20 protein-coding genes are annotated in these 24,373 nt (G+C 66.1%); 13 read left to right on the top strand and 7 right to left on the bottom strand.

Annotated features, from left to right (window positions below):
* The 3 genes from ACCC94_RS14090 to zur all read right to left on the bottom strand — a co-directional run.
* The coding region (locus tag ACCC94_RS14090; protein ID WP_413350125.1) for a metal ABC transporter permease at positions 1 to 573 on the bottom strand (573 nt) is incomplete at its 3' end.
* Complete coding sequence (gene znuC, locus ACCC94_RS14085) at positions 566 to 1,366, bottom strand: zinc ABC transporter ATP-binding protein ZnuC (RefSeq protein WP_413350123.1); 801 nt, start codon at positions 1,364 to 1,366, stop codon at positions 566 to 568. The genes ACCC94_RS14090 and znuC, both read right to left, overlap by 8 nt.
* Positions 1,366 to 1,872, bottom strand: a complete 507-nt coding sequence (zur, locus tag ACCC94_RS14080; protein WP_015474971.1) for a zinc uptake transcriptional repressor Zur — start codon at positions 1,870 to 1,872, stop codon at positions 1,366 to 1,368. Before zur ends, znuC begins: the two co-directional genes overlap by 1 nt.
* Positions 1,873 to 1,942: 70 nt before the next feature.
* Between zur and ACCC94_RS14075 the strand changes: the two genes are divergently transcribed.
* The 3 genes from ACCC94_RS14075 (at position 1,943) to ACCC94_RS14065 (ending at position 6,210) form a co-directional block, all read left to right on the top strand.
* Entirely contained in the window at positions 1,943 to 2,872 is a 930-nt protein-coding gene (locus tag ACCC94_RS14075; protein WP_413350121.1) for a zinc ABC transporter substrate-binding protein, read from the top strand.
* Between the two features lie 425 nt (positions 2,873 to 3,297).
* The gene (locus ACCC94_RS14070) at positions 3,298 to 5,505 is read left to right on the top strand and encodes an adenosylcobalamin-dependent ribonucleoside-diphosphate reductase (RefSeq protein WP_413350120.1); all 2,208 of its coding nucleotides are present in this window, start codon (positions 3,298 to 3,300) and stop codon (positions 5,503 to 5,505) included.
* A gap of 18 nt (positions 5,506 to 5,523) precedes the next feature.
* The gene (locus ACCC94_RS14065; RefSeq protein WP_017521239.1) at positions 5,524 to 6,210 is read left to right on the top strand and encodes an NrdJb; all 687 of its coding nucleotides are present in this window, start codon (positions 5,524 to 5,526) and stop codon (positions 6,208 to 6,210) included.
* A gap of 486 nt (positions 6,211 to 6,696) precedes the next feature.
* Here the strand turns inward: ACCC94_RS14065 and ACCC94_RS14060 are convergent, their stop codons facing one another.
* Together ACCC94_RS14060 and ACCC94_RS14055 are read right to left on the bottom strand one after the other, a co-directional pair.
* Positions 6,697 to 7,647: a homoserine kinase gene (locus ACCC94_RS14060; RefSeq protein WP_413350118.1), complete on the bottom strand. Its 951-nt coding sequence runs from the start codon at positions 7,645 to 7,647 to the stop codon at positions 6,697 to 6,699.
* Between the two features lie 34 nt (positions 7,648 to 7,681).
* Entirely contained in the window at positions 7,682 to 7,969 is a 288-nt protein-coding gene (locus ACCC94_RS14055; RefSeq protein WP_045213413.1) for a DUF2782 domain-containing protein, read from the bottom strand.
* Between the two features lie 74 nt (positions 7,970 to 8,043).
* Here ACCC94_RS14055 and polA point away from each other — a divergent pair, with 74 nt between their 5' ends.
* Positions 8,044 to 10,785, top strand: a complete 2,742-nt coding sequence (polA, locus tag ACCC94_RS14050; protein ID WP_413350117.1) for a DNA polymerase I — start codon at positions 8,044 to 8,046, stop codon at positions 10,783 to 10,785.
* Positions 10,786 to 11,061: 276 nt separating this feature from the next.
* Here the strand turns inward: polA and yihA are convergent, their stop codons facing one another.
* A complete protein-coding gene (yihA, locus tag ACCC94_RS14045; protein ID WP_413350116.1) occupies positions 11,062 to 11,724 on the bottom strand; it encodes a ribosome biogenesis GTP-binding protein YihA/YsxC in 663 nt (220 codons plus the stop codon).
* 180 nt (positions 11,725 to 11,904) lie between these two features.
* Between yihA and ACCC94_RS14040 the strand changes: the two genes are divergently transcribed.
* The 8 genes from ACCC94_RS14040 to ACCC94_RS14005 all read left to right on the top strand — a co-directional run bounded on the left by ACCC94_RS14040 (position 11,905) and on the right by ACCC94_RS14005 (position 21,221).
* The gene (locus ACCC94_RS14040) at positions 11,905 to 12,195 is read left to right on the top strand and encodes a c-type cytochrome (RefSeq protein ID WP_017521244.1); all 291 of its coding nucleotides are present in this window, start codon (positions 11,905 to 11,907) and stop codon (positions 12,193 to 12,195) included.
* A 46-nt stretch (positions 12,196 to 12,241) separates the two neighbouring features.
* On the top strand, positions 12,242 to 12,847 hold the full coding sequence (locus tag ACCC94_RS14035; protein WP_017521245.1) for a c-type cytochrome: 606 nt from the start codon (positions 12,242 to 12,244) through the stop codon (positions 12,845 to 12,847).
* Between the two features lie 178 nt (positions 12,848 to 13,025).
* Positions 13,026 to 13,667, top strand: a complete 642-nt coding sequence (locus tag ACCC94_RS14030) for a thiol:disulfide interchange protein DsbA/DsbL (protein WP_413350115.1) — start codon at positions 13,026 to 13,028, stop codon at positions 13,665 to 13,667.
* A gap of 12 nt (positions 13,668 to 13,679) precedes the next feature.
* The gene (locus ACCC94_RS14025; protein ID WP_413350113.1) at positions 13,680 to 14,552 is read left to right on the top strand and encodes an endonuclease/exonuclease/phosphatase family protein; all 873 of its coding nucleotides are present in this window, start codon (positions 13,680 to 13,682) and stop codon (positions 14,550 to 14,552) included.
* Positions 14,549 to 16,531, top strand: a complete 1,983-nt coding sequence (locus ACCC94_RS14020) for a GGDEF domain-containing protein (protein WP_413350111.1) — start codon at positions 14,549 to 14,551, stop codon at positions 16,529 to 16,531. The genes ACCC94_RS14025 and ACCC94_RS14020 overlap by 4 nt, the downstream gene beginning before the upstream one ends.
* Before the next feature lie 247 nt (positions 16,532 to 16,778).
* Entirely contained in the window at positions 16,779 to 17,549 is a 771-nt protein-coding gene (locus tag ACCC94_RS14015) for a DeoR/GlpR family DNA-binding transcription regulator (RefSeq protein WP_045213398.1), read from the top strand.
* Between the two features lie 15 nt (positions 17,550 to 17,564).
* Entirely contained in the window at positions 17,565 to 19,400 is a 1,836-nt protein-coding gene (glmS, locus tag ACCC94_RS14010) for a glutamine--fructose-6-phosphate transaminase (isomerizing) (protein WP_413350109.1), read from the top strand.
* Between the two features lie 516 nt (positions 19,401 to 19,916).
* Positions 19,917 to 21,221: an MFS family transporter gene (locus ACCC94_RS14005; RefSeq protein WP_413350107.1), complete on the top strand. Its 1,305-nt coding sequence runs from the start codon at positions 19,917 to 19,919 to the stop codon at positions 21,219 to 21,221.
* Positions 21,222 to 21,235: 14 nt separating this feature from the next.
* On the opposite strand, the gene ACCC94_RS14000 is transcribed toward ACCC94_RS14005, so the two are convergent.
* Positions 21,236 to 22,654, bottom strand: a complete 1,419-nt coding sequence (locus ACCC94_RS14000) for an MDR family MFS transporter (RefSeq protein WP_413350126.1) — start codon at positions 22,652 to 22,654, stop codon at positions 21,236 to 21,238.
* Positions 22,655 to 23,049: 395 nt separating this feature from the next.
* Between ACCC94_RS14000 and cfaB the strand changes: the two genes are divergently transcribed.
* Entirely contained in the window at positions 23,050 to 24,234 is a 1,185-nt protein-coding gene (gene cfaB, locus ACCC94_RS13995; RefSeq protein WP_413350106.1) for a C17 cyclopropane fatty acid synthase CfaB, read from the top strand.
* Positions 24,235 to 24,373: the final 139 nt, after the last annotated feature.

Below are 24,373 nucleotides of genomic sequence, written 5' to 3'. Positions count from 1 at the left end.
CAGCAGCACGCCGACGATCTTCATGGCCACGGCGATGACGATGGCAATCAACAGCATCAGCGCCAGGCGGATGGCGGTGACCGGCAGGCCTTCGACCCGCGCCAGCTCCTCGTGCACGGTGATCGCCAGCAGCGGTCGCCACAGCCAGCCGATCAGCCCCAGCACCAGGGCGCTGCCGGCGACTATCCACAAGAGGTCGGTGTGGCTGACGGCGAGCAGGTCGCCGAACAGGTAGGCCATCAGGTCGACGCGCACTTCCTTCATGAAGCTCAGGGTCACCAGGCCCAGCGACAGCGTGCTGTGCGCGAGGATGCCCAGCAGGGTGTCGGCAGCCAGCGGCTGGCGCTGCTGCAAGGTGACCAGCAGCACGGCGAGCAGCACGCAGCCGACGGTCACCGCGAGCGTCGGGCTGACATCCAGCAGGAAGCCTAAGGCCACGCCGAGCAGGGCGGCGTGGGACAGGGTATCGCCGAAATAGGCCATGCGTCGCCAGACGACGAATGAACCCAGGGGCCCGGCGACCACCGCCAGGGCCAGCCCGGCGAGGAGGGCGTTGAGCAGGAAATCAGCCATGGTTGCAGTCGGGGCCGTGCTGGTGGACCGGAGTGAAGCGGGTGCCGGCCGGGTAGGCGGGTTTCACCACCTCGCCGTGCAGGTCGTGGGAGTGGTCGTGGTGGTGGTGATAGACCGCGAGGCTGCGGGCGTCCTGGCCGAACAGCTCGACGAAGGCCGGGTCGCCGCTGACCTGTTCCGGGTGCCCGGAGCAGCAGACGTGACGGTTCAGGCAGACCACCTTGTCGGTGGCGCTCATGACCAGGTGCAGGTCGTGGGAGACCATCAGCACGCCGCAGCCGAGGCGGTCGCGCAGGCGGCCGATCAGGCGGTACAGCTCGGCTTGCCCGGCGACGTCGACGCCCTGCACGGGTTCGTCGAGCACCAGCAGTTCCGGCTTGCGCAGCAGCGCGCGGGCCAGCAGCACGCGCTGCAACTCGCCGCCGGAAACGCTCTGCAGCGGCTTGTCGATCACGTGGGCGGCGCCGACTTCCTTCAGTGCGTCAAGCGCGTGGGAGCGCTGCACACCGGGAACAAGGCGCAGGAAACGGAAAACCGTCAGCGGCAGGGTCGGGTCGACATGGAGCTTCTGCGGCATGTAGCCGATGGACAGCTTCGGCTGGCGCCAGACGCTGCCGGTATCGGGCTTGAGCAGGCCGAGCACGCTGCGCACCAGGGTCGTCTTGCCGGCGCCGTTGGGGCCGATCAGGGTGACGATCTCGCCCGGAGCGATGGTCAGGTCGACGTTCTGCAGCACCGCCTGGCCGGCGTAGCTGACGCCGACGCCTTGCAGGCGGATCAGGGCGTCGCTCATCACGCCTCCCGCTGGCCGGGGGCGCAGGCGCCGCAGAGGCCGACGATCTCGACGGTCTGGGATTCCACGGCGAAGCCGACGCCCTTGGCGCCGGCGACTATGGCCTCGCTGATGGCCGGCTGTTCCAGCTCGATGGCGGTGTGGCAGGCGCGGCAGATCAGGAACTGGCCTTCATGGGCGTGTTCCGGATGGGCGCAGCCGATGAAGGCGTTGAGCGAGGCGATGCGGTGTACCAGGCCGTTTTCCAGGAGGAAATCCAGGGCGCGGTAGACCGTCGGCGGCGCCGCCTTGCGGCCGTCCTCCTCGCTCAGCACGGCGAGGATGTCGTAGGCGCCCAGCGGCTTGTGGCTCGCCCAGACCAGCTCCAGCACGCGCCGGCGCAGCTCGGTCAGGCGCACGCCCTGCCGTGCGCACAGCGCATCGGCGTCGGCCAGGGCGCTGGCGACGCAATTGGCGTGGTCGTGCGGACGGCAGGCGAGAGGAGTCTTGGGGGCGATCTTGTACATGCGCGGCGACGCTCGGGTTCAGAGACGTTATTATATTACTCTTTCATGTCTCCCCTGTGTGAGTGCCGCCGTGTCCTTCCGTCCCGTCGCCCTGCTGACCGCCGCCTGCGCGCTGCTGCTCAGCCTCCCCGTACGTGCCGAGGTCAGCGTGCTGACCAGCATCAAGCCGCTGCAACTGATCGCCGCCGCCATCCAGGATGGCGAGGGCACGCCGGACGTGCTGCTGCCGCCGGGCGCCTCGCCGCACAGCTACTCGCTGCGGCCGTCCGACATCCGCCGCGTGCGCGACGCGCAGCTGTTCTACTGGGTCGGCCCGGACCTGGAGAACTTCCTGCCCAAGGTGCTGGAAAGCCGCAAGGGCCCGAGCGTTGCGGTGCAGGACCAGGCCGGCATGCACCTGCGCAAGTTCGCCGACTTCAGCGAGTCGAACCATCCGGACCATGACGACGACACCGGACACGACCATGATCACCGCCCTGGCATGATCGATGCGCATTTGTGGCTGTTGCCCACCAATGCCCAGGTGATCGCCGCACGCATGGCGGAGGACCTGGCCATCGCCGATCCCGCCAACGCCAGCCGCTACCAGGCCAACCTGAAGGCCTTCGACGAGCGCATGGAGACGCTGGATGCGCGCCTGAAACAGCGTATCGACCCGCTCAAGGGCAAGCCGTTCTTCGTCTTCCACGAGGCCTTCGACTACTTCGAGGAGGCCTATGGTCTACGCCATGCCGGCGTCTTCGCCGTGTCCGCCGATGTGCAGCCGGGCGCCCGCCACGTGGCCGCCATGCGTGCGCAACTGCAGAAGGCCGGCCCTTCCTGCATCTTCAGCGAACCGCCGATCCGCCCGCGCCTGGCCGATACCCTGAGCCAGGGCCTGCCGGTCCGCCTGGCCGAACTGGATGACCTGGGCGTGGGCGTGAAGGTGGATGCCCAGGGCTATGAGAAGCTGCTAGGCAATCTGGCCGACGAGTTTGCCGGGTGTCTGGAGAAGCTCTGAGTCGGGCTTCTACCGGAGTTTCCCAATCGTAGGGCGAATAACGCCTCGGGCGTTATCCGCCGACGGTCGCGGATGGCGGATAAAGCGTTCCGCTTTATGCGCCCTACGTTGCTGCCTTTCGTAGGAGCGAGCTTGCTCGCGAATCAGGGTGACCTGAAGCTGCGCTGCAAGGCGGGTTCGCGAGCAAGCTCGCTCCTACAAGGTCGTTGCTTCCGCGGTGCAGCGAGCGCTCATGTGATCGCCATCCCCGCGCCTGATCGCCGCACCCTCTCTGCCTGAAATTTCGCGCCCTATCCTCCCCTGGTTCCCCGCCAATCGTCGGCTTTACGCATCTTTTCCTACGCCGCCGGCTCAACCGTCTATCGTTTCCGTCTGGGAACTCCTGACACAAGATATTGATGGTGATCAGGAATCTATGCCTACATATGGGGTCTACTCGCGCTCCATTTGCGCCTGCCACCAACCGACAGGAGGTTATTTCCCGGATGGCCAAGACCGATGCGCGCCAACGCGGCGCCAACCCAGGAGTTCTCGCCCTGCAGCCTGCCTCGCAGGACATCTGGGACAGCAAGTACCGCTTGAAGCACAAGAGCGGTGACCCCATCGACGGCAGCGTCGACGAGACCTGGCAGCGCGTCGCCCGCGCCCTGGCCGACGTCGAGGCCAACAAGGCATTGCGCGAGCACTGGTACGAGCGCTTCCTCTGGGCGCTGCGCAACGGCGCCATCCCCGCCGGGCGGATCATCTCCAACGCTGGCGCGCAGGGCCACAAGCCGGCCACCTCGACCATCAACTGCACCGTCTCCGGGATCATCCGCGACTCCATGGACGACATCCTGGAGAAGGTCCACGAGGCCGGGCTGACCCTCAAGGCCGGCTGCGGCATCGGCTATGAATTCAGCACCCTGCGCCCGCGCGGCGCCTACGTCTCCGGCGCTGGCGCGCACACCAGCGGGCCGCTGTCGTTCATGGATATCTACGACAAGATGTGCTTCACCGTCAGCTCCGCCGGCGGACGGCGCGGCGCGCAGATGGGCACCTTCGACGTCAGCCATCCGGACGTGCGCGAATTCATTCGTGCCAAGCGCGAGGACGGCCGTTTGCGCCAGTTCAACCTCAGCCTGCTGATCACCGACGGCTTCATGAATGCGGTGGAACACGACGAGGACTGGCCGCTGGTGTTCCCGATCCACCAGAAGGAGCGGGACGAGGTCGACCTGAAGAATGCCGAGGAAGTGGTCTGGCGCGACTGGCCGCTGCACGACGATTACCTGGTGGGCGATGACGGCCGGGTGGCCTGCAAGGTCTACGGGCGGGTCAAGGCGCGGCACCTGTGGGACATGATCATGGTGTCCACCTACGACTACGCCGAGCCCGGCTTCATCCTCATCGACCGGGTCAACGAGATGAACAACAACTGGTGGTGCGAGGCGATCCGCGCCACCAACCCTTGCGGCGAGCAGCCGCTGCCGCCCTACGGCTCCTGCCTGCTGGGCTCGGTGAACCTGACGACCTTCGTGGTCGACGCCTTCGGCGACAACGCGCGCTTCGACTGGGAACGCTACCGCGAAGTGGTCCGGGTGTTCACCCGCATGCTCGACAACGTGGTGGAGATCAACGGCCTACCGCTGGAACAGCAGCGCGCGGAAATCCTCGGCAAGCGCCGCCACGGCATGGGCTTCCTCGGCCTGGGCTCGGCGCTGACCCTGCTCAAGCTGCGCTACGGCAGCCCGGAAGCCTGCGTGTTCACCGAAGAGGTGGCGCGCGAGATGGCCCTGGTGGGCTGGGAAGTCGCGCTGGAGCTTTCCCGCGAAAAAGGCCCGGCGCCGGCCCTGACGAAGGAATACGAAGTCACCGCCGAGATGCTGCGCAAGCGCCCGGAAATGCAGGCCGACGGCATCAAGGTGGGCGACAAGGTCGCGGGCCGTGTGCTGCACGCCAAGTACTCGCGCTATATGCAGCGCGTCGCCGAGCATGCGCCGCAGCTGATCGAGGAACTCGCCGAGCACGGCGCGCGCTTCACCCACCACAGCTCCATCGCGCCCACCGGCACCATCAGCCTGAGCCTGGCCAACAACGCCTCCAACGGCATCGAGCCGAGCTTTGCCCACCATTATTCGCGCAACCTGATCCGCGCCGGGCGCAAGACCAAGGAGAAGATCTCGGTCTTCAGCTACGAACTGCTGGCCTACCGCGACCAGGTGGACAACCACGCCGTACCCGGCGCCGAGGAAGAGAAGCACCGCCTGCCGGACTACTTCATCACCGCCGACGACATCACCCCGCAGCAGCACGTGGACATCCAGGCCGCCGCGCAGAAGTGGATCGACTCGTCGATCTCCAAGACCGCCAACGTCCCCACCGACTACCCGTTCGAGGACTTCAAGGACATCTACCTCTACGCGTGGCGCCAGGGCCTGAAGGGCTGCACCACCTTCCGCTTCAACCCGGCGGCCTTCCAGGGCGTGCTGGTGAAGGAGTCGGACCTGGAGAAGACGCTGTACCGCTTCGAGCTGGAAGATGGCAGCGTGGTGGAGCTCAAGGGCAACGAGGAAGTGGAGTACGACGGCGAGACCCATACCGCCGCCAACCTCTTCGACGCCCTGAAAGAAGGCTATTACGGCAAGTACTGATACCCCCTGGAGAATGCTATGAGCGTCAAGATCAACCAGAAGATCAAAGGCTTCCAGGTGGTGGACGTGGCTGAGGAAAAGGCCCGTGTGGAAGCCGCCGCGGCAGCCGCCGTGGTGAAGATGGACGAGACCCTGCAGCGCCCGGAGCTGCTGGTCGGCGCGACCTACAAGATCAAGTCGCCGCTGTTCGAGCACGCGCTGTACGTGACCATCAACGACGTGGTGCTCAACCCGGACACCCCGTACGAGCAGCGCCGGCCCTTCGAGATCTTCATCAACTCAAAGAACATGGACCACTTCCAGTGGATCGTCGCGCTCACCCGGATCATGTCCGCGGTGTTCCGCAAGGGCGGCGACTGCACCTTCCTGGTGGAAGAGATGAAGGCGGTGTTCGACCCGCGCGGCGGCTACCTGAAGCGCGGCGGCATCTATATGCCTTCGATCGTCGCCGAGATCGGCGCCGTGGTGGAGCGCCACCTGGTCGCTATCGGCCTGATGGAAGGCCCGCAGCTGGACGAGGAGCAGCGCCTTTACCTCGCCGAGAAACGCGCCGCCTACGAAGCCGCCCAGGGCACCAACAAGGCCGAACCCGGCGAAGGCTTCCCCGCCGGCGCCCAGCTGTGCGGCAAGTGCAACACCATGGCGGTGGTGCAGATGGATGGCTGCGCCACCTGCCTGAACTGCGGGCATTCCAAGTGTGGGTGAGCGGGAGCGACGCGACGTATACGTCGCGCCCGCGAACGACTGGCCATGGATGGCCGGGCCGGGGCTGACCGTGGGCAGAGGAGTCGCGGCAGGGATGCCAGCTCCTCGTTCAATCTTCACACCACCCGCTTCACACCGGACTGCTCTTTTGTAGGAGCGAGCTTGCTCGCGAACGAACTCCGCTGCGGGGCGGTTCGCGAGCAAGCTCGCTCCTACACAAGGATCCTCTCGCCACGGGATAGGCTCTCGTAGGAGCAACTGTCTTCCTCTGAATGTCTGTCTCTGGGATTTCCCTCTCCCTAACCCTCTCCCTGAAGGGAGAGGGGACCGTGCGGAGCAGGCCTGAAACCAATGCGTCAGCCGGCACGGGCGGCTCCCTCTCCCTTCAGGGAGAGGGCGGGGGGAGAGGGTATGCCTCAGCGCGATATTCAGGTAGGAGCGGATTCATCCGCGATCCGGCCGGTAGGCCGGTCCGGAACGCCGGCCCTACAACGCAAACGGCAAATGAATCCCCACCGCCTGCCGCTGCGCCAGGCGCCGTTCGAATTCGCTCGGATCGTGGATCAGCACGTCCTGCCCGGCGAACGCCTCGGCGGCGATCAGCCGTGACAGCCAGAAGCGTACGCAAGCCACCCGCAGCAGCTCCGGCCACAACTCGGCCTCCAGCGCGGTGAACGGCCGCTTGGCCGCGTAGGCCGCCAGCAGCGCACGGGCGCGCGGGCCGTCCAGGGCGCCATCGTCTGTCGAACACCAGTCGTTCACGGTGATCGCCAGGTCGTAGAGCATCCAGCCGGAGCTGGCGTTATAGAAGTCGATGACCCCCGCCAGGTGCGGACCGTCGAACAGCACGTTGTCGCGGAACAGGTCGGCATGCAGGTTGGCGCGCGGCAGCGCCGGCTGTTCGGCGAGCAGGCGGGCGATCTCCTCCAGCGCGTCGCCCAGCAGCGTCGCGGCATTGCCGGCGAGGTGCGACTGCATCGCTTCGCCTTCATGCAGCATCCAGCTCAGCCCGCGGTCGCTGGGGCGCTCGATGATGTGCCCGCGGGTCGCCAGGTGCAGCCGGGCCAGCAGGTCGCCGACTTCCTGGCAGTGATGGTTGTTCGGCGAGCGCTCGTGGCGGCCGGCCAGTCGCGGCTGCAGCAGCGCCGGCTTGCCTTCGAGCTGGCGCAGCGCCTCGCCGTCCTTGGTGCGTAGGGCATAGGGCACCGGCAGGTTGGCCTCGTGCAGCACGTCGAGCAGTTCGATGAAGAACGGCATCTCCTGCACCGGGCCGCGCTCCACCAGGGTCAGGACGAATTCGCCCTGCTCCAGGCTGACGAAGAAATTGCTGTTCTCCGAGCCTTCGGCGATGCCGCGAAAGTCGCGCAGGCGGCCGAGGCCGTAGGGGGCGAGGAAGTCTTCGAGAACCGGACGTTCCAGAGGGGTGAATACCGACATGCTCAATCCTCTGGAGCGTCGTGGAGGGGAAGGTTTACCAGCTGAAGATCTGCCACTGCGGAATCAGCTTGTCGGGCTGGTCCGAGCGGATGAAGTTGCCGTCGCTGCCGTCCTGGCGCACCAGGAAGTACGGCTTGCCGTGCTTGGGCACGACCTTGATGGCGTAGAGGAATCCGTTCACGCGGTATTCCTGGATGGTCTTGTCGCCTTCCTGGCGGATGGTCACATCCGGTTCCGGCGTCGGAGCATCGTCCGCGGCCAATACGGTGGTCGCGCCAAGACCCAGCAGAGCGGCGAGCAACAGGCGGTTCAACGTACGCATGATAACCTTGTCCCTTTGTCGAATTGGCTACGGACATTTTAGCCCGAGCCCTTCTGAAAAGGTTGATTCCCCTCATGAGCCAAGCACCCCTCGTCCTCGTGGACGGCTCGTCCTACCTGTATCGCGCCTTCCATGCCCTGCCGCCGCTGACGACCTCCACCGGCATGCCGACCGGCGCGGTGAAGGGCGTGCTGAACATGCTCAGGAGCCTGCGCAAGCAATACCCGGACAGCCCTTTCGCGGTGGTCTTCGATGCCAAGGGGCCGACCTTCCGCGACGCGCTCTTCGCCGAGTACAAGGCCAACCGCCCGTCGATGCCGGACGAGTTGCGCGTGCAGGTCGAGCCGCTGCACGCCAGCGTGCGGGCCCTGGGCCTGCCGCTGCTGTGCGTGGACGGCGTGGAGGCGGACGATGTGATCGGCACCCTGGCCCGCCGCAGCGCGGCGCTGGGCCGCGCGGTGGTGATCTCCACCGGCGACAAGGACATGGCGCAGCTGGTCGACGGGCACATTACTTTGGTCAACACCATGACCGGAAGCGTGCTCGACCCCGATGGCGTAAAAGAGAAATTCGGTGTCGGTCCTGAGCTGATCATCGATTACCTCGCGCTGATGGGCGACAAGGTGGACAACATTCCCGGCGTGCCCGGCGTCGGCGAGAAGACCGCGCTCGGCCTGCTGGTGGGCGTCGGCGGCGGCCTGGACGTGCTGTATGCCAGCCTCGACAAGGTCCCCGAACTGCCGATCCGCGGCGCCAAGGGCCTGCCGGCCAAGCTGGAGGAGCATCGCGCGATGGCCTTCCTCTCCTATGAGCTGGCCACCATCAAGACCGACGTCGAGCTGGACGTCGAAGTCGACGCACTGCACCCCGGCGAGCCGCAGCGCGAGGCGCTGATCGGCCTGTACCGCGAGCTGGAGTTCAAGAACTGGCTGGACGACCTGCTGCGCGAGGCCAAGGAGGAGGGCGGCGGCGATGTCGAGGCCGTGTCCATCCAGGCCACTGCGAAATACGACACCGTGCTGGAGCAGGCCGAATTCGACGCCTGGCTGAAGAAGCTGGAAGCTGCCGAGCTGATCGCCTTCGACACCGAGACTACCAGCATCGACGCCCAGCAGGCGCAGGTGGTGGGGGTTTCCTTCGCCGTGCAGGAAGGCGAGGCCGCCTACGTGCCGCTGGCCCACAGCTATATGGGCGTGCCCACGCAACTGGACCGCGACGCCGTGCTGCGCGCGCTCAAGCCGCTGCTGGAAGACCCGAACAAGCGCAAGATCGGCCAGCACGCCAAGTACGACATGAACGTCCTGGCCAACGCCACGACGCCCATCGCCGTGCAGGGCATCGCCTACGACACCATGCTCGAATCCTACGTGCTGGACTCCACCGCGACCCGCCACGACATGGACAGCCTGGCGCTGAAATACCTTGGCCACGGCACCATCCGTTACGAGGACATCGCCGGCAAGGGCGCCAAGCAGCTGACCTTCGACCAGATCGCCCTGGAGCAGGCTGGCCCCTACGCGGCCGAAGACGCCGACGTCACGCTGCGCCTGCACCAGACCCTGTGGCAGAAGCTGGAAGCCATCCCGTCGCTGGCCAAGGTGCTCACCGAGATCGAGATGCCGCTGGTACCGGTACTGGCGCGAATCGAGCGCAACGGCGCGCTGGTCGATGCGAACCTGCTCGGCAAGCAGAGCGTCGAGCTGGGCGAGAAGATGGTCGAGTTGCAGCGCCAGGCCTATGACCTGGCGGGCGAGGAATTCAACCTGGGTTCGCCCAAGCAGTTGGGCGCCATCCTCTATGAAAAGCTCGGCCTCCCGGTGCTGGCCAAGACCGCTACCGGCCAGCCGTCCACCGCCGAGAACGTCCTCGCCGATCTGGCCGAGCAGGATTACGAGCTGCCCAAGGTGATCATGCAGTACCGCTCCCTGAGCAAGCTCAAGAGCACCTACACCGACAAGCTGCCGGACCAGATCAACCCGCGCACCGGGCGCATCCACACCAGCTACCACCAGGCGGTGGCGGCGACCGGCCGGCTGTCCTCCAGCGACCCGAACCTGCAGAACATCCCGATCCGCACCGCCGAAGGCCGGCGCATCCGCCAGGCCTTCGTCGCGCCCAAGGGCTACCGGCTGCTGGCGGCGGACTACTCGCAGATCGAACTGCGCATCATGGCCCACCTTGCCAAGGATGAAGGGCTGCTGGACGCCTTCCGTCACGACCGCGATGTGCACCGCGCCACCGCGGCCGAAGTCTTCGGCGTGCCGCTGGACGAGGTGACCTCCGATCAGCGCCGCAGCGCCAAGGCGATCAACTTCGGCCTGATCTACGGGATGAGCGCCTTCGGCCTGGCCAAGCAGATCGGTGTCGACCGCAAGGAAGCCCAGGCCTACATCGACCGCTACTTCGCCCGCTACCCGGGCGTGCTGGCATACATGGAGCGCACCCGCGCCCAGGCCTCCGAGCAGGGCTTCGTCGAGACGCTGTTCGGCCGTCGCCTGTACCTGCCGGAAATCGCCTCGAAGAACGGCGCCATGCGCAAGGCCGCCGAGCGCACCGCGATCAACGCACCGATGCAGGGCACGGCCGCGGACATCATGAAGCGCGCCATGGTGGCTGTGGATAACTGGCTGCAGGAGAGCGGCATCGATGCCCGCGTCATCCTCCAGGTGCACGACGAACTGGTGCTGGAAGTACGCGAAGACCTGGTCGATCAGGTTCGTGACGCCATCCGCCCGCTGATGAGCGGCGCGGCGCAGCTGGACGTACCGCTGGTCGTCGAAGCGGGGGTCGGGGCGAACTGGGACGAGGCGCACTGACGCCTGACGAACGGTCACAAGGCCCGCCTGCCGGGCCTTCTGGCACGATTGTTCAGGTGCTTGGGCGTCCACCTGAAAAAATCTTCTGCGACCCGCTGAACTTTCCCGCAAGGAGCCGAGTCAGAACTCGTGAATGGCTGGTGAAGCCCTTCGATGCTCCTTTGCAGTGTTTAGTGTTGGCAGATTACTGGACCCCGCCCTAGCGGTCCGGACTTAAACCCCGAACTTCCCCCTCCCCATACGAAGCTCGGGGTTTTTTTTGCCTGCGATTCGGTCTCAGGCCTCCTCGCCGGCCTCCTCTTCTTCCTCGTCCAGCAGCCCCAGCCACCCGGCCAGGACCAGCTGCGCCTCTTCCACACCCTGGCGCTTGGGCGCCGAGAACAACTGCAGGGTGGCGACATCGCCCCAGCCGTCGAGAATTTCCTTGCGGGTCTTGAGCAGCGCGTTCTTCGCCGCGCCGTAGGCCAGCTTGTCGGCCTTGGTCAGCAAGACATGGATCGGCAGCTGGCTGGCCTGGGCCCAGTCGAGCATCAGGCGGTCGAAATCGGTCAGCGGATGGCGGATATCCATCAGCAGCACCACGCCGGCTAGCGCATTGCGGCTGGAGAGATAAGCTTCCAGGTGCTGCTGCCAGTGCAGCTTCAGCGGAATCGGCACCTTGGCGTAGCCGTAGCCGGGCAGGTCGACCAGGCGGCGTTCGTCATCCAGGCGGAAGAAGTTCAGCAACTGGGTGCGGCCGGGGGTCTTGGAGGTCCGCGCCAGGTTCGCGTGGGTCAGCGCATTCAGCGCGCTGGACTTGCCCGCATTGGAACGGCCGGCGAAGGCGACTTCCAGGCCGGAGTCTTCCGGGCACTGGTTCACCTTGGCGGCGGAAATAAGGAAAGTGGCCTGTTGGCAGAGGCCGAGAATCGGGTTTTTCGTAGCGTTCTTCGAGGACATGAGTGACTTCGCAGCGGGTGCGACGCGGTGTCGCGGGGGGCGGTTTCGTTTCCGTTTGGGCATCGGAAGTATATAATGCCGCGGATTTTGTGTGCGCTTTATCCCCCAGGGTCGAGCCACACGGGAACGTTGGAGTCCGCGCAATCAAGAACGCGGATGTTCCCTGCGATGAGGACAATCATGAAGAAACTGCTGTTCGCAGCCATCGTTGCAGCGCTGGCCTCCAGCGCCCTGGCGGCCCAGGATCCGGAAGCCGTTTTCAACAGAGCCTGTGGCGCCTGCCACAATGGTCAGTTGCCAATGGCGCCGAAGAAGGGCGACGCCGCCGCTTGGAAACCACGCCTGGACAAGGGCATGGACACGCTGGTGCAACATGTGACCAACGGTTTCAACGCGATGCCGCCTCGCGGCCTGTGCACCGACTGCAGCGCCGAGGATTACCAGACAATCATCCAGTGGATGTCGAAGTAATTCCCAGGCCTTACTCTTTCACCCTTAGCCGTTATTGGATTAGCTGATGAACAAATTGATCGTGAGTCTGCTGTTGACCCTGGGTCTTGTCGGTGTGGCGCACGCCGCTGGCGATGCCAAGGCCGGTCAGGCGAAAGCTGCTGTCTGTGGGGCCTGCCACGGCGCCGATGGCAACAGCATGGCGCCCAACTTCCCGAAACTGGCCGGGCAGGGTGAGCGTTACCTGCTCAAGCAGATGCACGACATCAAGGACGGCAAGCGCACCGTGCTGGAAATGACCGGCCTGCTGACCAACCTGAGCGATCAGGACCTGGCAGACATCGCCGCCTACTTCTCCAGCCAGAACGGCAGCGTCGGCGCCGCCGATCCCAAGCTGGTCGCCCAGGGCGAAGCCCTGTTCCGCGGCGGCAAGCTCGCCGAAGGCATGCCGGCCTGCACCGGCTGCCACAACCCGGCTGGCCAGGGCAACGCCGAAGCCGGCTTCCCGCACCTGGGTGGCCAGCACGCCGCCTACACCGCCAAGCAGCTGACCGCCTTCCGCGAAGGCGAGCGCACCAACGACGGTGACGCCATGATCATGCGCAGCATCGCCGCCAAGCTGTCCAACAAGGACATCGCCGCGATCTCCAGCTACATCGAAGGCCTGCACTGAGCAGCCGGTTGGCGGAAACGCCAGATCGAAAACTGCTTCGAAAAAAAGGGTGGCTTCGGCCGCCCTTTTTTGCATCCGCCCCCACTACAATGCTTCGAACCGTGACCGGCCCCTGCGGTCAAACCGCTTCATCCCGCTGCGCACAGCGTGGCGGTTCCGCTCAGCCAAGGAGTGAACCATGCGTAACCTGATTTTCACCGCCGCCCTTGCCTTCGCCGGCCTGTTCGCCGTCAACGCGAACGCCGCCGACTTCGAAGCGGGCAAGAACTACACCGAGCTGAACCAGGCCGTCCCGGTCTCGCAGCCCGGCAAGATCGAGGTGGTGGAGCTGTTCTGGTACGGTTGCCCGCACTGCTACGCCTTCGAACCGACCATCAACCCCTGGGTCGAGAAGCTGCCGGCCGACGTTCACTTCGTGCGCATTCCGGCCATGTTCGGCGGCCTGTGGAACATCCACGGCCAGCTGTTCCTGACCCTGGAATCCATGGGTGTGGAGAAGAAGGTGCACCACTCGATCTTCGAGAAACTGCACAACAACCCGAAGGCGCTGACCACTCCCGAAGAAATGGCTGACTTCGTCGCCGAGCAGGGCGTGGACAAGGACAAGTTCCTCAGCACCTACAACTCCTTCGCCATCAAGGGCCAGATCGAGAAGGCCAAGAAACTGGCGATGGCCTACCAGATCAGCGGCGTACCGACCATGGTCGTCAACGGCAAGTACCGCTTCGACATCGGTTCGGCCGGCAGCCCGGACGCCGCGCTGGAGCTGGCCGACCAGCTGATCGCCAAGGAACGCGCCGCCGCCAAGGCCGCGCAGTAAGGCCCGACGACCATGCTGCGCCGGCGGACTCGTGATCGTGTCGCGGGGGCCTGCGTGCCGCGGGTGAACGCCGCCCACGGTTCGTCCGCCGGCCTGCCCGATGACGGCCGGTTGCGCCTGCTCAGCTTCAACATCCAGGTGGGCATCAGTACCGAAAGGTACCGCCACTACCTGACCCGCGGCTGGCAGCACCTGCTGCCGGCCGCCGGGCGCGCCAGCAACCTGCAGCGCATCGGCGAGCTGCTCCACGACTACGACGTGGTCGCCCTGCAGGAAGCCGACGGCGGCAGCATCCGCTCCGGCAACATCAACCAGGTCGAACACCTGGCCCAGCTCGGCGCCTTCCCCTATTGGTACCAGCAGCTCAATCGCAATCTCGGGCGCCTCGCCCAGCACAGCAACGGCCTGCTCAGCCGCCTGCAGCCCACGGCCCTGGAAGACCACCCGCTGCCCGGCCCGCCCGGACGCGGCGCGATCCTCATGCGCTTCGGCGAGGGCAAGGACGCACTGGCCGTGGTGATGATGCACCTGGCCCTCGGCGCGCGGACCCGCACCCGGCAGCTGGCCTACATCCGCGAGTTGCTGCAGGACTACCGTCACCATGTGTTGATGGGCGACATGAACACCCACGCCACCGACCTGCTGGAAAGCTCGCCGCTGCGCGACCTCCAGCTCATCGCCCCGCAGGTCGAGGCCACATTCCCCAGTTGGCGTCCGCAGCGCTGCCTGGACCACATCCTGCTCAGTTCCGAGCTGGCGCTGGAACGCGTCAGTGTCCTCCCGCATCCGATTTCCGACCACCTGCCGGTGGCCGTGGAAATCCGCCTGCCGGATGCCCTGCGTTCGTCCTCGTCGCTTGCCTTGCGCGGCGAGGCCCCTGAATGAGTCGCGACGACGACCAACGCTGGAAGCAGAAGTACCTGGACAACCTCGAGCAGCAGGAGAAGCTCGAGCGCCGCTGGGATGCCCGGCTCGACCTGTTGCGTCGTGGCCTGGTGCGCAGCAGCCTGGCGGCCGAAGGCAGCGACAAGGCAGTGGATGCCTGCATGAAGGAGCTGCGCGAGGTGCTGCGCCGCGACGACATGGACGCCGGCCTGTCGCGCCTGATCCCGCAGCTGGAAAAGGCCGTGCTCGACTCAGAGCAGCGCCGCCAGCAGCGCGTCGAACAGAACATCGCCGCCTTGAGCCAGCTTTCCCAGCAGTTGCTGACCGTGGACATGCCGGGCGATGTGCGCAAGCCGCTCAAGCGCCTGGTCAAGGACATCCCGAATCGCGCCAGCAGCTCCCGCGAGCTGCCCGCGCTGCTGAGCGAGCTGAGCCGCCTGCAGCGCCAGGTGCTGGACCATTTCGGCGAGGGTGGCGGCGAACAGCGGCCCGGGTTCCTGCAGCGGTTGTTCGGCAGTCGGGACAGCGATGAGGCAGAAGAGCCCGAAGCGCCGCCCGCCAAGCCCGCCGCCTTGGCGCAAGCTCCGCTCGTTACTGAGCCGGAGGGGGATGCGCCAGCACCTGCCTTATCCCAGCCAGCCGCGTCCGTGCTTGCCGAGGCCGCCGCAGTAGAAGCGGGGGCCGGGCCCATCGCGGCTCCAGCCCGAGCCGCTGCGCTGTCCGACGCTGCCGAGCCCGTCGCTGAACCCTCGCCGGTTGCGCAGACGGAAGCGGTGGCTAAGGCGCCCGTCGAGCGCCCGGCAGCAGAACCGGCCGAGCGCGACGCGTCTGCGCTGCTGGACAGCCTGCCGTTGCCTTCCGGCCTGTTCGGCACCGCCGAAGACGCGCGCCACGCCAGTGATCCCTATGCCCTGCCGCCGCGCCCTGAACCCGGCTACAGCGCCGTGGCTCCGCACATCGAGGCCAGCCTGCTGCGGCTGCTGGACGAGATGCACCTGCCGGCCGCCCAGCAGATCCAGGCCGAGGCACTGCGATCGCGTATCCATGGCAGCCTCAACTGGTACGAACTGGTGCCGGTGCTGGACGACCTGGGCGTGCTCGTGCTGTCGCTCAACGACAGCGGTCAGCGCGAGTTCGAAGGCTACCTGCACCAGCTCAATGAGCGCCTGGGGGCTTTCCTCGACGGCCTGCAGGTGGTCCAGGAGAGCCATAGCGGCAACAGCTCCAGCGCCCGCGCCCTCGACGACAGGTTGCGCGAACAGGTCAGCGACCTGAAGGAAAGCGTGCTGGAGGCCACCGACCTGGAGGGCCTCAAGCGCAATGTCGAGTCGCGCCTGCAGGGGCTGGTCGGCACCATGGACCGTTTCCGCGAGGAGCGCGAGCGGCGAGAACGGGAGGTGGGCGAGCGCATCCAGTCGCTGGTCACCCGCGTCGCCAGCATGGAAGAGGAAGCCCGCAGCTTCCAGGCGAACATCGAGGACCAGCGCCAGAAGGCCATGACCGATGCCCTGACCGGCCTGCCCAACCGCGCCGCGCTCACCGAGCGGCTGGACCTGGAAGTCTCGCGCTGGCAGCGCTACGGCGGCGACCTGCTGCTGGCGGTGATCGATGTCGACCACTTCAAGCGGATCAACGACGACTTCGGCCACCTCGCCGGCGACAAGGTGCTGAAGATCATCGCCAACGAACTCGCCAAGCGCCTGCGCAAGACTGACTTCATCGCCCGCTACGGTGGCGAGGAGTTCGTCGTGCTGCTGCCGGCTACGCCGCTGGAAGGCGGCGGGCAATTGCTCGATGTGCTGCGCGGCGCCATCGAGGCCTGTCCGTTCCACTTCAAGGGCGAGCGCCTGAGCATCACCTGCTCGGCGGGCCTGACCGCCTTCCGCGAAGGCGAGCGTGCGGAGACTGTCTTCGAACGCGCCGACCAGGCGCTTTACCGCGCCAAGCGCGGCGGCCGTAATCGCATCGAAGTCGACTGATGCGCCGGCACTTGTAGGAGCGAGCTTGCTCGCGAACCTCGCAGGTGCCGGTGATCATCGCGGACGAAGTCCGCTCCTACGAGGTATGCAGCTCTTGTAGGAGTGGACTTCGTCCGCGATAGCCCGGTTCGCGAGCAAGCTCGCTCCTACCGGAAAGCGCTTTCATATTCGCAGGAAAATCTTGACGAACGAAAGAACATAGGTTTTGATTCGCTCACTTATCTTTCGAATCGAAACTTAATCGTTCATGTCGAAACGCAATACGCCGCAACGCCGCCACGACATCCTGGCGCTGCTCGCCGAACAGGGCGAGGTCAGCGTGGACGATCTCGCGCGCCGCTTCGCCACCTCCGAGGTGACCATCCGCAAGGACCTGGCTGCCCTGGAAGGCAACGGCCTGCTGCTGCGCCGCTACGGCGGCGCGGTGCCGATGCCCCATGAACTGATCGCCGAGCCGAGCCAGCCGCTGTCGCGCTACAAGCAGGCCATCGGGCGCGCGGCGGCCGCCTGCATCCGTGAGCACGCACGGATCATCATCGACAGCGGCAGTACTACCGCTGCGCTGATTCCCGAACTGGGCCGCAAGCCCGGGCTGGTGGTGATGACCAACTCGCTGAGCGTGGCCAACGCCCTGCGCGAGCTGGAACGCGAGCCGGTGCTGCTGATGACCGGCGGCACCTGGGACCCGCACTCGGAATCGTTCCAGGGGCAGGTGGCCGAACAGGTGCTGCGCTCCTACGATTTCGATCAGCTGTTCATTGGCGCCACCGGGCTCGATATCGAGCGCGGCACCACGACCTTCAACGAACTGCTGGGCCTGAGCCGGGTCATGGCCGAGGTCGCCCGCGAGGTGATCGTCATGGCCGAGGCCGACAAGCTGGGCCGGCGCATTCCCAACCTGGAGCTGCCGTGGAGCAGCGTCCAGACCCTGATTACCGACGAACGCCTGAGCGATGAAGCGTTCGAACTGATCCAGGCGCGCGGCGTGAAAGTGATCCGCGCGCGCTGCGAAGACTGACAGGAGAACCAAGCCATGTGTGGAATCGTAGGCGCCATCGCCGAGCGTACTATCACCCCGATCCTCGTCGAAGGCCTCAAGCGCCTGGAATACCGTGGCTACGACAGCGCCGGTGTGGCGGTGATCGACAACAGCGGTGCGCTGGATCGCCGCCGTCGCGCGGGCAAGGTGTCCAGCCTCGAGCAGGCCATCGCCGAACAGCCGCTGGTGGGCCGCCTGGGCATCGCCCACACCCGCTGGGCCACCCACGGTGCGCCCACCGAGGCCAACGCCCACCCGCACTTCTCCCATGGCGAAGTGGCGGTGGTGCACAACGGCATCATCGAGAACTTCGAGCCCCTGCGCGAAATGCTCAAGGCGCGCGGCTACGTGTTCACCTCGCAGACCGACACCGAAGTCATCGCCCACCTGCTGCATTTGCGCCTGGGCGAGCTGGGCGACCTCACCGTCGCGCTCAAGGCGGCGGTCAAGGAACTGCACGGCGCCTATGGCCTGGCGGTGATCAGCAGCAAGCAGCCCGACCGCATCCTCGCCGCCCGCAGCGGCAGCCCGCTGGTGGTGGGCCTGGGCCATGGCGAGAATTTCCTCGCCTCCGACCAGTTGGCGCTGCGCCAGGTCACCGACCGCTTCATCTACCTGGAAGAAGGCGACATCGCCGAAATCCGCCGCGACGGCCTGCAACTGTGGGACGTCAACGGCAACCCGGTGCAGCGCGAAGAAGTGCGCTACCACGAGGGCGCCGAGGCGGCCGACAAGGGCGGCTACCGCCACTTCATGCTCAAGGAGATCCACGAGCAGCCGGCGGTGGTGCAGCGCACCCTCGAAGGCCGCCTGGGCAGCGGGCAGGTGCTGGTGGACAACTTCGGCCCGCAGGCCCGCGAGCTGCTGGCCAGGGTGCGCACCGTGCAGATCGTCGCCTGCGGCACCAGCTACCACGCCGGCATGGTCGCCCGTTACTGGCTGGAGAGCCTGACCGGCATTCCCTGCCAGGTCGAGGTCGCCAGCGAGTTCCGCTACCGCAAGGTCGCGGTGCACCCCGACTCCCTGTTCGTCACCATTTCCCAGTCCGGCGAGACCGCCGACACCCTGGCCGCGCTGCGCTACGCCAAGGAGCTGGGCTTCCTGTCCAGCCTGGCGATCTGCAACGTCGCCACCAGCTCGCTGGTGCGCGAGTCGGACATGACCCTGCTGACCAACGCCGGCCCGGAAATCGGCGTGGCTTCCACCAAGGCCTTCACCACGCAGCTGGTGGCCCTGCTGCTGCTGACCCTGGGCATCGGCCAGGTGCAGAAGCGCCTGAACGACGGCGTCGAGGCCGAGCTGGTGAACGAGCTGCGCCGCCTGCCGACGCACCTGGAAGAGGCCCTGGCGATGGACAAGGTGGTGGAGAAGGTCAGCGAGCTGTTCGCCGAGAAGCACCACACCCTGTTCCTGGGCCGTGGCGCGCAGTACCCGGTGGCGATGGAAGGCGCGCTGAAGCTCAAGGAGATCTCCTACATCCACGCCGAAGCCTACCCGGCCGGTGAGCTCAAGCACGGCCCGCTGGCCCTGGTCGACGCCGATATGCCGGTGGTCACCGTGGCGCCGAACAACGAACTGCTGGAGAAGCTCAAGTCCAATCTGCAGGAAGTCCGCGCCCGTGGCGGCGAGCTGGTGGTCTTCGCCGAAGGTGGCAGTGGTATCGCCAATGGCGAGGGCACTCACGTGGTGGGCATGCCGGCGATCCACGACTGCCTGGCGCCGATCCTCTACACCGTGCCGCTGCAGCTGCTGTCCTACTACGTCGCCGTGCTCAAGGGCACCGACGTCGACCAACCGCGCAACCTGGCGAAATCCGTGACGGTGGAATAAGCGCAGGCGTTCAGGAAAAAGGTCCCTTCGGGGGCCTTTTTTCGTTCAAGGGCGTGGGAAATTCGAAGCGGAGCGAGGCGATCAACATTCCCCCGGTGCCTGCACGTCCGGGGGTGTGGACGGGGCACCGAGGCCAGGCGGCTTGAGCCGCTACACGAGGGGAATGGAAATCGACCTTGTCTTGTGGACAAGGTCGGACTCCTGCCCTGCGAGGGGTACCTGACAAGTCTCCCGCAGGGCCGGGAGCGGGCCAACGATAGAAGCTGGCTACTGGCCGGTCAATCGGAAACGACAAACGCGCGTTCATCGGTGTCCGATATTCGAACCGAAAGGACCGGGCCGGGCCGCGGAATTCGTTAGCCGGCTATCGGAGGTGTCTATACTGTTTCCGAATGTGTCGGCGAAAAACTCCCTCGTAGGGGTCAGATGCAGACACGGGACGGCAAAGGGATTTTCCGTCCATCGAGACGGAAGGTCGTAAAGACCGGCCAGGCAACAACTGACAAGAGAATCCCCATGAACACACCTGCCGCACCGCAGTATTCCGCCCACGAGCGCCGTTCGCGCATCCTCGCCATCGTCGGCGCCTCGTCGGGCAACCTGGTGGAGTGGTTCGACTTCTACGTCTACGCCTTCACCGCGCTGTACTTCGCCCATGCCTTCTTCCCTTCGGACGACCCCACGGTGCAACTCCTGAACACCGCCGGGGTGTTCGCCGCGGGCTTCCTCATGCGCCCGATCGGTGGCTGGCTGTTCGGCCGCATCGCCGACAAGAAGGGCCGCAAGACCGCCATGATGATCTCGGTGCTGATGATGTGCGGCGGCTCGCTGGCGATTGCGGTGATGCCGACCTACGCGACCATCGGCGTGGCGGCGCCCGCGTTGCTGCTGCTGGCGCGGCTGTTCCAGGGCCTGTCCGTGGGCGGCGAGTACGGCACCAGCGCGACCTACATGAGCGAAGTGGCGCTCAAGGGCCAGCGCGGCTTCTTCGCCTCCTTCCAGTACGTCACCCTGATCGGCGGCCAGTTGCTGGCCGTGCTGGTGGTGGTGGTCCTGCAGCAGCTGCTGACCACCGAGGAGCTGCGCGAGTGGGGCTGGCGGATTCCCTTCGTGGTCGGCGCCATCACCGCGGTGATTGCCTTCTACCTGCGCCGTTCGCTGAACGAGACGGCCAAGGAGTCCAACCTCAAGCGCAAGGAGTCGGGCACGCTCACCGAGCTGTTCCGCCACCACAAGCGGGCCTTCTTCACCGTGCTCGGCTTCACCGCGGGCGGCTCGCTGATCTTCTACACCTTCACCACCTACATGCAGAAATACCTGGTGAACACCGCCGGGATGGACCCGAAGGTGGCCAGCGGCGTGATGACCTTCGCGCTGTTCTGCTACATGTGCATGCAGCCGCTGTTCGGCGCGCTGTCCGACCGCATCGGCCGCAAGACCTCCATGCTCTGGTTCGGCGCCCTGGGGATGATCTTCACCTGGCCGATCCTCTCCGCGCTGAAGGCGGTGAGCAGCCCGTACCTGGCCTTCGTGCTGATCATCGCGGCCATGGCCATCGTCAGCCTGTACACCTCGATCAGCGGCCTGATCAAGGCGGAAATGTTCCCGCCCGAGATCCGCGCCCTGGGCGTGGGGCTGTCCTACGCCGTGGGCAATGCCATCTTCGGCGGCTCGGCCGAATACGCAGCCCTGGGCCTCAAGAGCATGGGCATGGAAGAGGTGTTCTACATCTACGTCTCGGTCATGTGCGGCGTGGCGCTGCTGGTCTGCCTGCTGCTGCCGGACCTGCGCAAGGTCAGCTACCTCAACGACGAGGACTGACCCCGCGCGATTCGCTAGTCGTTGCCCCGACCGCGCAGCGCGTGGTCGGGCAGCGACAGGGCGATCAGCAGCGCCAGGGCGCCGAAGCCTGCGTTGATCAGGAACAGCCGCCCGAACACCCCATCCAGCGTGAGCCGCTGCGCCTCGTGGCCGGCTCCGCTGAGGCTGGCCAGCAGCGCGCTGGCCGACAAGCCGTGCCCCGCCTCGCCCGCCAGCGGCTGCAGCATCGCCAGCAGCAGCGCGGACATCAGCGCGATCCCCACCGCACCGCCCAGCGAGCGGAACAGCGTGATGTTGCTGGTCGCCACGCCCAGATGCTTCATCTCCACGGCGCTCTGGGCCGCCACCAGGCTGGTGGGAAATTGCGTGCCGGCGGCGATGCCGGTGAGCAGCATGCAGACGCCCGAGAGGAAGTACGCGCTCGGCGGCGTCAGCGCCAGGCCGGCAATCGCCAGCGGCATCAGCAACGCGCCACCGACTATCTGCGGCTTGTAGCGACCGATGATCGCCGTCAGCCGGCCGCAGCAGTAAGCGCCAATGGGTACGCCCATGGCCAGCGGCAGCAGGTGCAGCGCGGCGCTGTCAGCACCCGCGCCGGTCACCGACTGGAAGCGCAGCGGCACCAGCACCGAGAGCGAGATGACCTGGAAACTGGCGAAGAAGCTGATCATCCAGCTCAGGGTGGCGGCGCGGATCGCAAACAGGTGCATCGGCACCAGGGGTTCCGGCGCGCGGCGTTCCTGCGCCACGAACAGGGCGATCAGCACCAGTGCCGCGGCGAACAGCGCGAGCATCTGCGGATCGTTCCAGCGCGCGCCCTGGCCCACCTCGGTGATCGCCAGCAGCAGGCTGCCCAGCCCGGCGATCATCAGCAGCGTGCCCGGGTAGTCGATCACCGGCTTGCGTCCGGGAATCGGCAGGCCCCGCAGGGTCCGGTACGACACCGCGAGGGCGACCAGCCCCACCGGCAGGTTGATCAGGAACACCCAGCGCCACGACAGGTACTCAGTGAGCAGCCCGCCCAGCACCGGGCCGGCGATGCTCGCCACCGCGTACATGCTGCTGAAGTAGCCCTGGTAGCGGCCGCGTTCGCGCGGCGGAACGATGTCGCCGATGATCGCCTGGCTCACCGACATCATCCCGCCGGCGCCGATGCCCTGCAGCACGCGGGCAATCACCAGCTGCTCCATGCTCTGGGCGGCGCCGCAGAGCAGCGAGGCGAAGGTGAACAGGCCGATGGCGAAGAGCATCAGCACGCGGCGGCCGTAGAGGTCGCCGAGCTTGCCGTAGATCGGCATGGAGATGGTCATCGCCACCATGTAGCCGGAGATGACCCAGGCCAGCAGGTCGAAGTCGCCGAAACCGGCGGAGATCGCCGGCAGGGAAACGGCGACGATGGTCTGGTCGAGTGCACCGAGGAAAATCGCCAGCATCAGCCCCACCAGCACGGTGCGGACCGCCGGACGCGGCGCGGAGAAGGTAGTCAAGACAGCCCCCTTGGACGGCAGAGGACCTCCGCCCGGAAGGCAGGCGGAGGGAGCGTCAGTGTAGTGCAACGGGCCGGTGATCTGTCACGCCGGTGTCATCGTTACCGGACAGGAAAGGCTCTATCTCGGGACTGGCAACGATGCGCGCGGTTCCGACTGCTACGCTTGCATGGCGAACTATCCTTCGGCGCATTCTTTTTTGGAACGTCCTGCCATCGCCGCACTCCACTGCAAAGGTATCGGCGGGCGGAAGCCCGATAGTTTTTTGCGGACCGGACCATAGGGGAAGACTATGGAGTAGCTGGTCTATAGTTTGTCAGCCCTGTGACCAGGAGGTTTGCATGAAAGCCAATCTGCCCTCTGAGTTGCTGTCCCTGCAGTTGCCGCTGCGTATCCGCATCGGCGAGGCCCAGGCGTTCGACCTGGGCCCCGACCCGCAGGTAACTCTCGTCGTTCGCGATCCCACGTTGCTGACCGAGATCACCCATCCCAGCCTCGATATGCTCGGTCGTGCCTACGTCGAGAACCGCATGGACATCGAGGGGCCGATCGGTGAAGTGATCGCCACCGCGGACGCCCTGAGTGCCGCGCTGGGCGACGACGATGGCGAGTCCGACTATGTGCGCGAAAGCCACGACAAGGCCACCGACGCCGAAGCCATCCATTACCACTACGACCTGTCCAACGCGTTCTACCAGCTCTGGCTCGATCCGGAGATGGTGTACTCCTGCGCCTACTACGAGACCGGCAACGAAGACCTCGCCACGGCCCAGCTGGCCAAGCTGCGCCACCTGTGCCGCAAGCTGCGCCTGAAGGCAGGCGAGAAGCTGCTGGATGTCGGCTGCGGCTGGGGCGGCCTGGCGCGGCTGGCGGCCCGTGAATTCGGCGTGCAGGTGCACGGCATCACCTTGAGCGAAGAGCAGCTCAAGCTGGGCCGCGAGCGGGTCAAGGCCGAGGGCCTGGAGGGCAGGGTGACGCTGGAGCTGCTGGACTACCGCGACCTGCCGCGCGACGGCCGCTACGACAAGGTGGTCAGCGTCGGCATGTTCGAGCACGTCGGCCATGCCAACCTCGGCCTGTATTTCCAGCATCTGTATGACGCCGTCCGCCCGGGCGGGCTGGTGATGAACCACGGCATCACCTCCAGCGATACGGAAGGGCGGCCGGTCGGGCGCGGCGCCGGTGACTTCATCGACCGCTACGTGTTCCCCCACGGCGAGCTGCCGCACCTTTCCCTGGCCGTCGCGCGGATGAGCGAGGCCGGCCTGGAAGTGGTCGACGTCGAAGGCCTGCGCCTGCACTACGCGCGGACCCTGGACTTCTGGAGCGCCAACCTCGAGGCGAAGCTGGCCGAGGCGGCGAAGCTGGTCCCCGAGCAGGCACTACGCATCTGGCGGTTGTACCTGGCCGGCTGTGCCTACGGCTTCAAGAAGGGCTGGATCAACCTGCACCAGATTCTCGCCAGCAAGCCGCATCCGGACGGCGGCCACGAGGTGCCCTGGAGCCGCCGGGATATCTACGCCTGAGGCTGTTCAGAGGAGTCCCATCGGGCCCGGCTTGCCGGGCCCGCTGCGGTTACGGCGTGGGGGAAAAGGCGTGGATAGAGTAGCCCGGGGGGCGAAACCCCCGTTACCCACAGACAATTTGGTATATGAATAATGGTGT

The sequence above is a fragment of the Pseudomonas sp. Pseusp97 genome, from assembly GCF_047304025.1.
Classification (GTDB): domain Bacteria; phylum Pseudomonadota; class Gammaproteobacteria; order Pseudomonadales; family Pseudomonadaceae; genus Pseudomonas.
This window is presented reverse-complemented; position numbering and strand designations above follow the sequence as displayed.

Excerpts from the sequence above, each read along its gene's own strand:
- znuC (WP_413350123.1), bottom strand. The coding sequence starts at position 1,366 with ATGAGCGACGCCCTGATCCGCCTGCAAGGCGTCGGCGTCAGCTACGCC.
- zur (WP_015474971.1), bottom strand. The coding sequence starts at position 1,872 with ATGTACAAGATCGCCCCCAAGACTCCTCTCGCCTGCCGTCCGCACGAC.
- ACCC94_RS14070 (WP_413350120.1), top strand. The coding sequence starts at position 3,298 with ATGGGGTCTACTCGCGCTCCATTTGCGCCTGCCACCAACCGACAGGAG.
- ACCC94_RS14065 (WP_017521239.1), top strand. The coding sequence starts at position 5,524 with ATGAGCGTCAAGATCAACCAGAAGATCAAAGGCTTCCAGGTGGTGGAC.
- ACCC94_RS14060 (WP_413350118.1), bottom strand. The coding sequence starts at position 7,647 with ATGTCGGTATTCACCCCTCTGGAACGTCCGGTTCTCGAAGACTTCCTC.
- ACCC94_RS14055 (WP_045213413.1), bottom strand. The coding sequence starts at position 7,969 with ATGCGTACGTTGAACCGCCTGTTGCTCGCCGCTCTGCTGGGTCTTGGC.
- polA (WP_413350117.1), top strand. The coding sequence starts at position 8,044 with ATGAGCCAAGCACCCCTCGTCCTCGTGGACGGCTCGTCCTACCTGTAT.
- yihA (WP_413350116.1), bottom strand. The coding sequence starts at position 11,724 with ATGTCCTCGAAGAACGCTACGAAAAACCCGATTCTCGGCCTCTGCCAA.
- ACCC94_RS14040 (WP_017521244.1), top strand. The coding sequence starts at position 11,905 with ATGAAGAAACTGCTGTTCGCAGCCATCGTTGCAGCGCTGGCCTCCAGC.
- ACCC94_RS14035 (WP_017521245.1), top strand. The coding sequence starts at position 12,242 with ATGAACAAATTGATCGTGAGTCTGCTGTTGACCCTGGGTCTTGTCGGT.
- ACCC94_RS14030 (WP_413350115.1), top strand. The coding sequence starts at position 13,026 with ATGCGTAACCTGATTTTCACCGCCGCCCTTGCCTTCGCCGGCCTGTTC.
- ACCC94_RS14025 (WP_413350113.1), top strand. The coding sequence starts at position 13,680 with ATGCTGCGCCGGCGGACTCGTGATCGTGTCGCGGGGGCCTGCGTGCCG.
- ACCC94_RS14020 (WP_413350111.1), top strand. The coding sequence starts at position 14,549 with ATGAGTCGCGACGACGACCAACGCTGGAAGCAGAAGTACCTGGACAAC.
- ACCC94_RS14015 (WP_045213398.1), top strand. The coding sequence starts at position 16,779 with ATGTCGAAACGCAATACGCCGCAACGCCGCCACGACATCCTGGCGCTG.
- glmS (WP_413350109.1), top strand. The coding sequence starts at position 17,565 with ATGTGTGGAATCGTAGGCGCCATCGCCGAGCGTACTATCACCCCGATC.
- ACCC94_RS14005 (WP_413350107.1), top strand. The coding sequence starts at position 19,917 with ATGAACACACCTGCCGCACCGCAGTATTCCGCCCACGAGCGCCGTTCG.
- ACCC94_RS14000 (WP_413350126.1), bottom strand. The coding sequence starts at position 22,654 with ATGCTGGCGATTTTCCTCGGTGCACTCGACCAGACCATCGTCGCCGTT.
- cfaB (WP_413350106.1), top strand. The coding sequence starts at position 23,050 with ATGAAAGCCAATCTGCCCTCTGAGTTGCTGTCCCTGCAGTTGCCGCTG.